Annotated in this window: 10 protein-coding genes; 6 read left to right on the top strand and 4 right to left on the bottom strand. The window is 60.9% G+C overall.

Annotated features, from left to right (window positions below):
- Positions 1 to 99: 99 nt before the first annotated feature.
- The 5 genes from H1204_RS08140 (at position 100) to H1204_RS08160 (ending at position 9,036) form a co-directional block, all read left to right on the top strand.
- Positions 100 to 861 carry a hydratase gene (locus tag H1204_RS08140; RefSeq protein ID WP_180730703.1) on the top strand — a complete coding sequence of 254 codons (762 nt, stop codon included), beginning with the start codon at positions 100 to 102 and terminating at the stop codon, positions 859 to 861.
- 887 nt (positions 862 to 1,748) lie between these two features.
- On the top strand, positions 1,749 to 3,671 hold the full coding sequence (locus H1204_RS08145; RefSeq protein WP_180730704.1) for a PrkA family serine protein kinase: 1,923 nt from the start codon (positions 1,749 to 1,751) through the stop codon (positions 3,669 to 3,671).
- Positions 3,672 to 3,812: 141 nt separating this feature from the next.
- Positions 3,813 to 5,084, top strand: coding sequence for a YeaH/YhbH family protein (locus H1204_RS08150; RefSeq protein ID WP_042314770.1), 1,272 nt, complete (start codon positions 3,813 to 3,815; stop codon positions 5,082 to 5,084).
- Positions 5,081 to 6,817 (top strand): SpoVR family protein, encoded by a 1,737-nt coding sequence (locus H1204_RS08155; RefSeq protein ID WP_180730705.1) that lies wholly within the window; start codon positions 5,081 to 5,083, stop codon positions 6,815 to 6,817. The genes H1204_RS08150 and H1204_RS08155 overlap by 4 nt, the downstream gene beginning before the upstream one ends.
- A gap of 923 nt (positions 6,818 to 7,740) precedes the next feature.
- Positions 7,741 to 9,036, top strand: coding sequence for an MFS family transporter (locus tag H1204_RS08160; RefSeq protein WP_180730706.1), 1,296 nt, complete (start codon positions 7,741 to 7,743; stop codon positions 9,034 to 9,036).
- 105 nt (positions 9,037 to 9,141) lie between these two features.
- Here H1204_RS08160 and H1204_RS08165 read toward each other — a convergent pair whose 3' ends face one another.
- Positions 9,142 to 10,122: a glycosyltransferase family 2 protein gene (locus tag H1204_RS08165; RefSeq protein ID WP_180730707.1), complete on the bottom strand. Its 981-nt coding sequence runs from the start codon at positions 10,120 to 10,122 to the stop codon at positions 9,142 to 9,144.
- Between the two features lie 280 nt (positions 10,123 to 10,402).
- Complete coding sequence (locus H1204_RS08170) at positions 10,403 to 10,591, bottom strand: hypothetical protein (RefSeq protein ID WP_180730708.1); 189 nt, start codon at positions 10,589 to 10,591, stop codon at positions 10,403 to 10,405.
- Positions 10,592 to 10,708: 117 nt separating this feature from the next.
- Between H1204_RS08170 and H1204_RS08175 the strand changes: the two genes are divergently transcribed.
- On the top strand, positions 10,709 to 10,939 hold the full coding sequence (locus H1204_RS08175) for a hypothetical protein (protein ID WP_180730709.1): 231 nt from the start codon (positions 10,709 to 10,711) through the stop codon (positions 10,937 to 10,939).
- A 33-nt stretch (positions 10,940 to 10,972) separates the two neighbouring features.
- Here H1204_RS08175 and H1204_RS08180 read toward each other — a convergent pair whose 3' ends face one another.
- Both H1204_RS08180 and H1204_RS08185 read right to left on the bottom strand, forming a co-directional pair.
- Positions 10,973 to 11,437: a hypothetical protein gene (locus H1204_RS08180; RefSeq protein ID WP_180730710.1), complete on the bottom strand. Its 465-nt coding sequence runs from the start codon at positions 11,435 to 11,437 to the stop codon at positions 10,973 to 10,975.
- Between the two features lie 137 nt (positions 11,438 to 11,574).
- Positions 11,575 to 12,906: an MFS transporter gene (locus H1204_RS08185; RefSeq protein WP_243468577.1), complete on the bottom strand. Its 1,332-nt coding sequence runs from the start codon at positions 12,904 to 12,906 to the stop codon at positions 11,575 to 11,577.
- Positions 12,907 to 12,981 lie beyond the last annotated feature (75 nt).

Raw genomic sequence — 12,981 nt, forward strand, 5'->3', positions numbered from 1 at the left:
GCCGTGCGGCAACCCTCGTTGCGGCCTTCGCATTGCCGCAATGCCATGCACCGTTGCATCTGCCTCGCCACGCCCCAACACAGCCAACAGGGAAACGACATGACGGATCACGACCTCGCGCAACGCATCGTGCATGCGCGCCGCCAGCACCGCGCTATCGGCACGCTGCCGCTCGACAGCCTTCCGCCCGATGCCGCTACGGCCTACGCGATCCAGCAGGCGGTGATCGTGGGTCTGGGCGGCGCGACGGGCGCCTGGAAAATCGGTGCCAAAGCCCCGGGCGGCCCGACCTCGGGCGCGCCGATTCCGGCTGCGCTGACGGTCGCGTCGCCGGCGCGGCTCGAACATGGTGCGTTTTTTCGCGTGCTGCTGGAGTTGGAGGTCGCGTTCCGCTTTGCCGAGCCGATCGAGCCGCAGGGTCAGGCCTATGCGCGCGATGAAGTGCTCGCGCGCGTCGGTTCGGTGCTGCCCACCATCGAAATCGTCGACAGCCGTTTTGCCGAATGGCCGAACATCACGCCGCTCGCGCAACTCGCCGACGCCCAGAACAATGGCGCACTGGTGACGGGGCATCCCGTGCCTTATGCGTCGATCGCGCGTTCGTTCGATTTCGTTTCGCCCGAACTCGAACTGACGTTCGACGGCAAGTCGCTCGTGCCCGAATCGCCGGGCAACCCGGCAGGCGACCCACGCGAACTGCTGGTGTGGTTCGTCAACCATTGCGCGGCCATGGGTATCACGATCGAGCCGGAATGGACCATTACGACGGGCTCGTATGTGGGCGCGCATCGCGTCGATGGGCCGGGCCGCGTCTATGGCCATATCGACGGACTTGGCGAAGTCGAAGTCGAGTTGACGTAAACCACTAACGTCGCACTGCGCGACGAACACCACCTCCATTCCACCCCATGCGGCAGCGGCACGTCGATGACGTTCCGCTGCATGCGCATGCACCCATGCCCGCCTGCACCTGCACTATCGACCATGAGCGGCCGGCGAAGACGGGCGAATACCTGGTTACATCCACCTATTCAGATACGCACCGCACACGTAGTCATACAGACATGAACGAGCGTGCATGCCGACCCTGTGGACATCATGGATTTTGACGTCGCGCAACGTTGGCGACGTTGGGAGCATGGCGTCGTGCGTAGGCAGGTTTGTGTTGAACGAATTGACATACGCGCTGACGAACAGCAGGAAATGCGCGTTGGCGCACATGCGAAACATGTAACACAACGAGCACGCTGTCGTCGCAAGCACCGATGCGCGCGTTATGGCGGAAAGGACGGCAGCGACGCCGTCGAAGCATGAAGCATCGCGACGATGGAGTGAGTCACATGCACTGCACGTACATGCAAGACGAAGTAATGTGTGGACGTAATGTGGTCAGGCAGACAGCGTGTTACGTGGGTCTTTTGCGAATGTGCGTAAAAGTGCAGGAAACGGTAGTGCAGGGAACCGCGCGATACCGCATGGTTCGTATGTCATGCGACAGATGAAGTGCGGGGAAGGAACGCAGGATGCAATGCAGCACTGCCCGTCATGTATCTCGCGGTGTGGGCAATGATTGTAGGTGACCGAATTTGCGTCATCAAGCAGGGGTAGGACAGTGCTAGCTGTGGCGCGATTTTCACAACGTAGTTCGTGAAAAAAAATTTAAAAGGGTTTAGGATGAATTCGAGCGATGTCGTTTCCTGATAGCGCGCCGCGCACGACATCGTCCCAGACTTCGGCGAGGAGGTAGCATGGATATCTACAGCAGTTTCGCGACCCGCTTCGAGAAAACACGAGAGGAGGAACTTTCGCTCGAGGAGTATCTCGCGCTCTGCAAAGACAATCCCGCCGCGTACGCCACAGCCGGCGAACGCATGTTGACGGCAATCGGGGAACCGGAACAGATCGACACTCGTAACGATCCGCGTCTTTCGCGCATCTTCGCGAACAAGGTCATCAAGGTATACCCCGCGTTCCGTGAGTTCTACGGAATGGAAGACGTGATCGAGCAGGTGGTCGCCTACTTCAGGCATGCTGCCCAGGGGCTCGAAGAAAAGAAGCAGATTCTGTATCTGTTGGGCCCGGTTGGCGGCGGCAAGTCGTCGATCGCCGAACGGCTCAAGCAACTGATGGAACGCGTGCCGTTCTATTCGATCAAGGGTTCGCCCGTCAACGAATCGCCCCTCGGGCTGTTCGACTACGATGAGGACGGTCCCATCCTCGAAGAGCAGTACGGCATACCGCGCCGCTACCTGAAGAACATCCTCAGCCCGTGGGCGGTCAAGCGTCTGCACGAGTACAACGGCGACATCCGCAAGTTCCGCGTGGTACGCCGCTACCCATCCATCCTGCGGCAGATCGGCATTGCGAAGACCGAGCCTGGCGACGAAAACAATCAGGATATTTCGTCGCTCGTCGGCAAGGTCGATATCCGCAAGCTCGAGCAATATGCGCAGGACGACGCGGATGCATACAGCTATTCCGGCGGTCTGTGCCTCGCGAACCAGGGCTTGCTCGAATTCGTCGAAATGTTCAAGGCGCCGATCAAGGTGCTGCACCCGCTGCTCACGGCCACCCAGGAAGGCAACTTCAAGGGCACGGAAGGCTTCGGTGCGATCCCGTTCGACGGCGTCATTCTCGCGCACTCGAACGAGTCCGAATGGAAGGCGTTCCGCAACAACCGCAATAACGAAGCACTGCTCGACCGTATCTTCGTGGTGAAGGTGCCGTACTGCCTGCGCTACTCGGAAGAGATGAAGATCTACGAGAAGCTGCTGCGCAATTCATCGCTGTCCAACGCCGTGTGCGCGCCGGGCACGTTGAAGATGATGTCGCAGATGTCGGTGCTCACGCGCTTGCAGGAACCCGAGAATTCGAGCCTCTTTTCGAAGATGCAGGTGTATGACGGCGAGAACCTGAAAGACACCGATCCGAAGGCGAAGTCGTATCAGGAGTATCGCGATTTCGCGGGCGTCGACGAGGGCATGACGGGTGTGTCCACGCGCTTCGCGTTCAAGATTCTCTCGCGCGTGTTCAACTTCGACACGACAGAAGTCGCGGCGAATCCGGTGCACCTGATGTACGTGCTCGAACAGCAGATCGAGCGCGAGCAGTTCCCGCCGGAAACCGAGCAGAAGTATCTGTCGTTCATCAAGGACGTGCTCGCGTCGCGTTATGCGGAATTCATCGGCAAGGAGATTCAGACCGCGTATCTGGAGTCGTATTCCGAGTATGGGCAGAACATTTTCGATCGCTATGTGACGTACGCCGACTTCTGGATTCAGGACCAGGAGTTCCGCGATCACGACACGGGCGAGAGCTTCGACCGCGCGGCCCTCAATGCCGAACTGGAGAAGATCGAGAAGCCTGCCGGCATCAGTAACCCGAAGGACTTCCGCAACGAGATCGTCAATTTCGTGTTGCGCGCGCGTGCCGCGAACGGGGGCAAGAATCCCGCGTGGATCAGCTATGAAAAGCTGCGCGTCGTGATCGAAAAGAAGATGTTCTCGAATACGGAAGAACTTCTGCCCGTCATTTCGTTCAATGCGAAAGGGTCGGCGGAGGAACAGCGCAAGCACGAGGACTTCGTCAACCGCATGGTCACCAAGGGCTATACGCCGAAGCAGGTGCGGCTCTTGTGCGACTGGTATCTGCGGGTGCGCAAGTCGTCATGAAATGCGTAGCGCAAAGCTCGCTCGAACGGGTTCGCTTCACCCGGTTCGCGCGAGCCTCCTGCGAGGCGCGAGCCGCATGGACATAAGATTGCATGCGCAACTTGCGCCCCGCGTATTCCAAATCGGAGCGGGAGACTGGATGTGCTTCATCAAATCATCGACCGCAGGCTGGCAGGCAAGAACAAGAGCATTGCAAACCGCGAACGCTTTCTGCGTCGCGTAAAGGGGTACATTCGGCGCGCTGTTTCGGAAGCGGTGCGCGACCGTAGCATCAAGGACATTCAGAACACCCAGAGCATCACGATTCCGCGCAAGGACATCGCCGAACCGTCGTTCCGGCATGGTCCGGGCGGCAAGCGCGAAATGGTGCACCCGGGTAACGCGGACTATATCCGCGGCGACAAGATCCCGCGTCCACAAGGAGGCGGCGGCAGCGGCGGCGGTGGCAGCGCCAGCAACGAAGGCGAGGGGCAGGACGATTTCGTCTTCGAACTCAGCCGCGAAGAGTTCATGCAGTACTTCTTCGACGATCTCGAACTGCCGCGTCTCGTGAAGACCCATCTGCTTGCCGTGCCGACGTGGAAGAGCATCCGCGCGGGCTGGGCGGCGGAAGGCACGCCGAACAACATCGACGTGGTGCGTTCGCTGCGCAGCGCGTTGGGCCGGCGTATCGCGCTCGGCGCGCCACTCGTCAACGAACTGCACGAACTCGAAAAACAGCTCGAAGAGATGAAGGCGGACCCCGCTGACCGTCGCGACGAGATCAAGGTGCTCGAAGACGAGATCCATCATCTACGCGGCCGCATCTGGCGCATTCCCTTTATCGACCCATTCGATCTGCGTTACGTGAACCGCGTAAAGCAGCCGCAGCCGTCGAGCCAGGCCGTGATGTTTTGTCTGATGGATGTGTCGGGGTCGATGGACGAGCAGCGCAAGGACCTCGCCAAGCGCTTCTTCATCCTGCTGTATCTGTTCCTCAAGCGTAACTACGAGAAGATCGAGGTGGTGTTCATCCGCCACCATACGCGTGCCGAAGAAGTCGACGAAGACACGTTCTTCCATTCGACGGAGAGTGGCGGCACGGTCGTATCGAGCGCGCTGGAGCTGATGCAGAAGATTCTCGACGAACGCTACTCGCCGACTGAATGGAATATTTACGGCGCGCAGGCTTCGGACGGCGACAACTGGACCGACGACTCGCCGAAGTGCCGCAAGATACTCAGAGATGACATTCTCGAGAAGGTGCGGTATTTTGCGTACATTCAGGTGACGCCTGAAGAGCAGAACCTGTGGCTCGAATATGCGCAACTCGCGCTGTCGCAGCCGCATATGGCGATGAAGAAGGTCGAAACAGCGGCGGATATCTATCCCGTGTTCCGCGAGCTGTTCGAGAAGCAGGTGGAAGCCGCATGACGACTCGTCACCTGCACAACGAGGCGCGAGGGTACGAGCCCGAGCGTAAGAAAGGCGTGCCGAAGCAGAGTGAGGCCGGGCATGCCGAGGCGAACACGGCACACGCGCAGGACGCGCGTGCGCCCGATGCCGGAGCAGGCGTAGTGCCTGACGCAGCTGCAGCACGGGGACCCACCGGGGCGCCCACCAAAGGGCAAAGGGAAGTCCGTATGAACGTTGCCGACAGAAGGCCGTTGCCGTGTCCGTCCGACTGGACCTTCGAGCTGATCGAAGAGTACGACACACATATTGCGCATGTTGCGGAGCAATATGAACTTGATGTCTATCCAATCCAGCTCGAGCTCATCAGCGCTGAACAGATGATGGACGCGTACGCGTCCGTCGGCATGCCGGTCAATTACCGGCACTGGTCGTTCGGCAAGCACTTTCTCGCCACTGAAAAAAGCTACAGACGCGGGCAAATGGGTCTCGCGTATGAGATCGTCATCAACTCCAACCCCTGCATCGCGTATCTGATGGAAGAGAACACGATGACGATGCAGGCGCTCGTCATCGCGCACGCGGCGTATGGGCACAACTCGTTCTTCAAGGGGAACTACCTGTTCCGTCTGTGGACGGATGCGCACGCCATCATCGATTACCTCGTCTACGCGAAGAACTACATCGCGGAGTGCGAAGAGCGTTTTGGCCTCGACCGCGTCGAAGAACTGCTCGACTCGTGCCATGCGCTGATGAACTATGGCGTGGACCGCTACAAGCGTCCGCAGAAGCTGTCGCTGCAGAAGGAGTTCGCCGCGCGCCGCGAGCGCGAAGCGTATCTGCAGTCGCAGGTGAATGAACTGTGGCGCACGCTGCCGAATCGTCACACGCCATTGCCGGAAGAGGTGGAGGAGCGGTATCCGCCGGAGCCGCAGGAAAACCTGCTGTATTTCGCGGAGAAGAATGCGCCGCTGCTCGAGCCGTGGGAGCGCGAAGTCATCCGCATCGTGCGCAAGATCGGCCAGTATTTTTATCCGCAGCGTCAGACACAGGTGATGAACGAGGGCTGGGCTACGTTCTGGCACTACACGCTGCTCAACACGATGTACAACGAGGGCAAGCTCGAAGACGGCTTCATGATGGAGTTCCTCCATTCGCACAGCAACGTCGTCTATCAGCCGCCCGTGACAAAGCCGTATTACAGCGGCATCAATCCGTATGCGCTCGGCTTTTCGATGATGAGCGACATCCGGCGCATCTGCGAGAATCCGACGGAAGAGGACCGCAAGTGGTTTCCGGACCTCGCGGGCAGTCCGTGGTTGCAGGCGCTGCATTACGCCATGCGTAATTTCAAGGATGAGAGCTTTGTCGCGCAGTATCTGTCGCCGCATCTGATCCGTGAAATGAGGCTCTTTTCGGTGCTCGATGATGATATGCGCGATGCGCTCGAAGTTTCCGCGATTCACGATGACAGTGGTTATCGGTACGTGCGGCAGGCGCTGTCGCGGCAGTACGATATGCATCATCGGGAGCCGAATATTCAGGTGTATTCGGTCAATACGCGGGGCGATCGTAGTCTGACGTTGCGGCATTTTATGAGCGATAACCGGCACCTGTCGGGTGACAGTGATGAAGTGCTCAAGCACATGGCTCGTTTGTGGCAGTTCGATGTGTATCTGGAAAGTGTCGATGAAAATGGCACTGTGAGGAAACGGTATGAATGTCGGTATACGGCGCCTGCCGTGCGGGTCTGAGCGGGTTTTTTCTGGTTCTAGTTTGGGTTTGGGTTCGCGGTACGGCTGGTTTGGTTTGCTCGGGCTTTTGCTCGCATCCGCGATTCGTTAGCGTGCTTCACGCGTCGCCCCTGTGCGGGGCGGCACCTACTTTTCTTTGCCGCCGCAAAGAAAAGTAGGCAAAAGAAAGCGGCTAACACCGCCAGATCTTCTTCCTGCCTGAGGGCCCCAGCCGGTCCCACGCTTCACGCGGCAATCACGTGACCCATGTTCGTTGCCAGCGCTCTTGCGGTGCGCCTCACCCGCTTCACGCACCCGCGCTGCATCATGCCGTGCCAAATATTCCACCGCCGCCCAGATGGCAAACTGTGTGTAGGCCGTAGTACCCCACACGCCTCACTCCGGACCGATAGCGCACGCGTTCCACCCTGTAAGAACGCTACCCCATACGACGCGACAACCTACACACAGTTTGCCACCTGGGCGGCACATACGATTCGCTGCCGCGTGCCCGACTACGGGTATTCGAAGCGGGTGAGGCGTTCATTCGAAGCGCTGGCAACGCGCGCGAACAAGGACGTTGCCGTATGAAGCGTAAGACCGGTTTGGGGCCCTCAGGCAAAAACAAAAGCTGGCGGTGTTAGCCGCTTTCTTTTGCCTGGCACAGGGGCGACGCGTGAAGCACGCTAACGAATCGCGGATGCGAACGGAAGCCCGAGCAAACCAAACCAAACCAAAACCAACCGGCATCCACATGCCGCCATCCCCTGGTATCCGTTAAGATACCGACCGCGCAGAACTTTACATCTCGATACAATCTCGCAGGCGCGCTGCAACCTGCTTGCAACCAGCCCGAAACCTGTCTGCAAACCTGGCGGCAGCAATAGAAAGCACAAAGCGGCACCCCGACCGCTAAAAAAACCTTATGAAGGGACCGACCCAGCATGACTGACACGACCATCTTCACTCCCTCCGACACCCGGCGCCGCATCTTCGCGATCGTCGGCGCCTCGTCGGGCAATCTCGTCGAGTGGTTCGATTTCTATGTCTACTCGTTTTGCGCGCTGTACTTCGCGCCGGCGTTCTTTCCGAAAGGCGATACCACAGCACAGCTGCTGAACACAGCGGGCGTGTTCGCCGCAGGCTTCCTGATGCGCCCGATCGGCGGCTGGTTCTTCGGGCGCCTCGCGGACAAGCGCGGCCGCCGCTTCGCGATGATGGTATCGGTGTTCATGATGTGCGGCGGCTCGCTCGTGATCGCCATGCTGCCGACCTATGCGCAGATCGGCGCACTCGCGCCCGCGTTGCTGCTCGTTGCGCGCCTGTTCCAGGGCTTGTCGGTGGGCGGCGAGTACGGCACCAGCGCAACCTACATGAGTGAAGTCGCACTGAAGGGCCGTCGCGGATTCTTCGCGTCGTTCCAGTACGTGACGCTGATCGGTGGCCAGCTGTTTGCGCTGCTCGTGCTCGTGATCCTGCAGCAACTGCTGACGACGGAAGAACTCAAGGCCTGGGGCTGGCGCGTGCCGTTCGTGGTCGGCGCGCTTGCCGCGCTGGTCGCACTGTACCTGCGCCGTTCGCTCGATGAAACGACCACGGCCGAGACGCGTCAGCGCAAGGAAGCGGGCACGCTGCGCGGCATGTGGCAGCACAAGGGCGCGTTCTTCACGGTGCTCGGCTTCACGGCGGGAGGCTCGCTGATTTTCTACACGTTCACGACCTACATGCAGAAGTACCTCGTCAATACGGCGGGCATGCATCCGAAGACGGCCAGCAACGTGATGACGGGCGCGCTCTTCGTGTACATGATCATGCAACCCCCGTTCGGCGCGCTGTCGGATCGCATCGGCCGCCGTCAGTCGATGCTGCTGTTCGGCTTCTTCGCGACGATCGGCACGGTGCCGCTGCTGCACGCGCTGAAAGACGTGACGAGCCCTGTGATGGCGTTCGTGCTGGTCGTAATTGCACTGGCTATCGTGAGCTTCTATACGTCCATCAGCGGCCTCATCAAAGCCGAGATGTTCCCGCCGGAAGTGCGCGCGCTCGGCGTCGGCCTGTCGTATGCCGTTGCCAACGCGATCTTCGGCGGCTCGGCGGAATATGTCGCGCTGTGGCTCAAGCAGGCGGGCAGCGAATCGATGTTCTACTGGTACGTGACCGTGCTGTGCGCAATTGCCGGCCTCGTGTCGTTCCGCATGCGCGATCCGTCGAAGGTAGGTTACCTGCGTAACGAGCCGTGAAGCATTCGGCCTGAAGCGCGAAGCTGAAACGCAAAAAGCGGCTCTTTCAAAGAGCCGCTTTTTTTATGCGCCGTTTGACTGCTGCGCGATGCGCGCGAAAGATACTCAGGGGAAGCGCGGCGCCGAAGGTGGCGGCAGCCCGCGCCACTTCATGGTGATGAACGCGCGCGCAATCAGCGACAGGTGATAGTAGAACCGCGCGTCGAAACCATATGCATACGCATACGGATGCTCGAACGCCACGCGTAGCGCCGCAAGCGGCGCATCGTTCTTCGCGTACAGCGACACGACGATGGGCGCGAGCCGTCGCAGCGCGAGCCGCCGAGCCGGTTCGAGCGACGCGTCGAGCTTGAGTGCCGTCACGAACTCGAAGGCCGTCAGCGAAGCGGCGAAGGTCGAGCCGCGCGTGCTGTGCGAAATCGACACATCCGTTTTGCGGTAGTACGACACGTAGCGATGCAGGTAATACACCTGTGAAGCGGCAAGGCACAGTTCCGAGCCGAACACGTAGTCGCAGCACATGCCCACGTCGTCCCGATAGCTGATGCGCTTGACGAGATCCGCGTTCGCCATCCAGCCGTTGTTCGGGAACATCTGCACGAGACCCGTGCGTCCCGGCTGTTTTTGCAAGCCTTGCGCGAGTGCCGTGCGATGAAAGTCGGCATTCAGCGCCTCGCTTTCCGACGTGTCGACGTTGCCTTGGGCATCCACTTCATACTGGTCCGCGAACGCGACTTCGAGTTGCGGATGCTGCTGCCACAGTTCCAGCAGACTCGCGATGCCGTCGTTGGCGAAGTAGTCGTCGTCGTGAATCAATGCAATCTTCTCGCCGCTCGCGCGCGCGAACAGACTCGCGACGTTGCGCGCCTGGCCGAGCGAGGGCTCGTTCTTCACATAGCGAATGCGCGCGTCGTGCGCGTAGCGCGCTTCGATCAGCGCTTGCGTACGGCTGTCGCTCGAATCGTCGCCGATCAGGATTTCGATGTTCGTATGTGTCTGAGCCAGACACGAGTCCAGACATTCGACGATCAGCTCAGGCCGATTGCACGTCGGGACGCAAATGGAAACCTTGCAGGATGTCGTCATTGTTTTCCGCTCGCTCCATTAAACGGATGGCAGCGAACGCTTCACATTACGAAATCTTTCGCTGCAAACGGAAAGGTAGATGAAGGGAGCGAAAAAATAACCAGAAATAATTCAGTAAAAAATGCGGGGCCCGTCGAGTCGCACGGCACAGAATGCGCATGCCGCGCCGAAAAAAATGCGGCGGCCCTGCAAAATGTGCAGGCCGCCGTATTTCTTGCCACAAATGACCGCGCTTGCGCGCGATTTATATCAGCCGGAATTTGCCGGTATCAAATGCCTTCTAGCCAACCGGCGTTTCGCCCTCGCCGGAATTCTTGCCGGGGCGATCTGCGGGCGAGCGCTTGCGGTTATCGTCGCCACGCTCGGGCATCTTGCTGTTTTCGTTGTCGCTATGAACCGGGTGCTTCGGGTGTTCGATGTCGCCGCCCGGGCTGGTTGTGGCTGCCTTTTGCTGCTTTTCGCTGCTCATGAGACGCTCCCTCCTGACAATGCCTGTCGATGATCGAGCAATTGCCGCTCCCGTCCCACGATTGATAGACTCATCGGCAGGCGCCAACCACTAAAAACAGCCTGACGGAGACAAGCTATGAGCAAAATCGCGTTTCAGGATTTCGAACGCCAGGTCTTGCAACGCCACATGATCCGTGGACATGTGTACGAGAATGCCGCTTCGCTCGTCGATCGTGCGAACGCGTGGCTTGCGGAGCACAACGTCGATGTGATCAACGTCGAAAGCCTGTCGACGTTCGGTTCGGGCGACGATACGAGCGTGAGCCACTGGTATTCGGGTATCCGCATCTGGTATCGGGTCGGATAGCGTTGCGGCGCGAGTCGCTCATCGCCGTCCGCGCTATTTACCCGAGACCACCAGCTTCACCTTGTTCGCGCCGGCGGACATCGCAGTGATCTGCGTGCGCGTTTCACGCGGACCGATATAGAAGTGCTGACGCGCAGGCGAATTCACGTCATGCGTGGCGTCGGGCAGGCACGAGGCGATATCCGCCGCGACGGCCTGCAAGGCAGTCGTACTCGACCCTGCGCCGCCACTCGGCGTCCATGAGCATTCGTAGCTGCCTTTGGCCGCACCGCATTGCGCGTCGGCGCCGTAGGGCTGCGCGACGCCTTTGCCGTCCTCCGGCGTCAGTTGGGTAAAGCCCGTGGGTGCGGCCGCGACGATGCGCTTGAGTGCCGTGCAGGGGCTGGGCGCGTCGTCGGCGCGCGCCGATAGCGGCATCAGTGTCGCGGCTGCGAGCGCGGTGACGGTGAGGATTCCGTGGATCGGATGGATGCGACAGGCGCGTCGGCTCGGGTGCATGTGCGTCTCCTTGGCATGGATGGCTGCGGAGCGTGGGTTGGCAGCCGATCTGCCCAGCACTGTGCAATGAACGCGCCTGATCGCTCTCGTGCGCCGGAAACGCCTGGCGGCGCGTCGATCACAGGAGAAGCACGACGTCAGGCCGTCACTTCGTGATGCTCTTCGCGCTCCAGCGAGCGCGTGCGGCGCAATTCCGGAAACAGCTTCATCCACAGCAGCGCGATCGCGATCGTCGCGCATCCGCCGACGAGCACGGCCGTTTGCGCGCCCCACCAGCCGGCCGTCACCCCCGACTCGAACTCGCCGAGCTGATTCGACGTGCCAATGAACAGCGAATTGACGGCGCTGACGCGACCGAGCATGTCGTCCGGTGTGCGCAACTGCACGAGCGACAGCCGCACGACCACGCTGATCACATCCGATGCGCCCAGCGCCATCAGCGCGAGCAGCGACACGATGAACGAATGCGACAGTCCGAACACGAGCGTCGCGATGCCGAACGCGATCACGCCGCCGAACATCGCCGCGCCGGGCCGCTTGCGCAACGGGAAATGCGCAAGCCAGATCGTGCCGCCGAGCGCGCCGACAGCCGACGCGGAGCGCAGCAGGCCGAGGCCGAGCGGCCCGGCATGCAGCACGTCGCGCGCGAAGATCGGCAGCAACGCGGTCGCGCCGCCGAACAGCACCGCGAACAGATCGAGCGACAGCGCGCCGAGAATCACCGGCTGGTTGCGGATGAAACGCACGCCCGAGAACACCGATTCGAGCGTCACGGGCGCGCGCGGGACGGGCTTCGTGCGCAACGGGATCGTGCTGACGGCAGCCGACGCCAGCGCGAACGACAGCGTGCACGCGAGATACGCCGCGCCCGGCCCGATGCCGTAGAGCAGGCCGCCGAGCGCCGGCCCGCCGATCTGCGCGGCCTGGTTCGCGGAGGTGGCCCACGCCGTCGCCTGTGAGAGTTGCGCGCGCGGCACGACACCGGGCAGCAGCGAAGCGACAGCGGGCGACTCGAATGCGCGCGCCGCGCCGACACAGGCGGCGAGCACGTAGATCACGGCCGCGCTGATCCAGCCGCCGAACGTGCCCCACGCGAACAGGGCCGCGGCCACGCATTCGAGCCCCTGGCAGATCGACGCGATGCGCCGCCGGTCGTAGCGGTCCGCGACCTGGCCGACGACGAGCGTCAGCACGAACATCGGCAGAAACTGCGCGAGGCCGACGAGGCCAAGAGCGAATGCGCTGTGCGTGAGGGCGTAGATGTGCCAGCCCATCGCGACGGCGAGCATCTGGAACGACAGCGAAGACAGCACGCGCGTACACCAGAAACGCTGGAACGGCGTCTGTCGGGGCAGGCTGATTTCGGGTTCACGGTCGGCGTCTTCGACTAGCTTGTCGAATGCGTCAGGGGCGGTGGGGGCGGTGGTCGGGCTGACCTGTTTGCTGGTGTCGGCGGGTGGTGTTTTCATCGATAGATGGATCGTCGTCCCATATAACGGACACGATTTCCGTCGTGCATGCGCGCCTGCACTCAGGCACCGCAT

The organism is Paraburkholderia sp. PGU19, from assembly GCF_013426915.1.
In the GTDB taxonomy this organism is placed as follows: domain Bacteria; phylum Pseudomonadota; class Gammaproteobacteria; order Burkholderiales; family Burkholderiaceae; genus Paraburkholderia.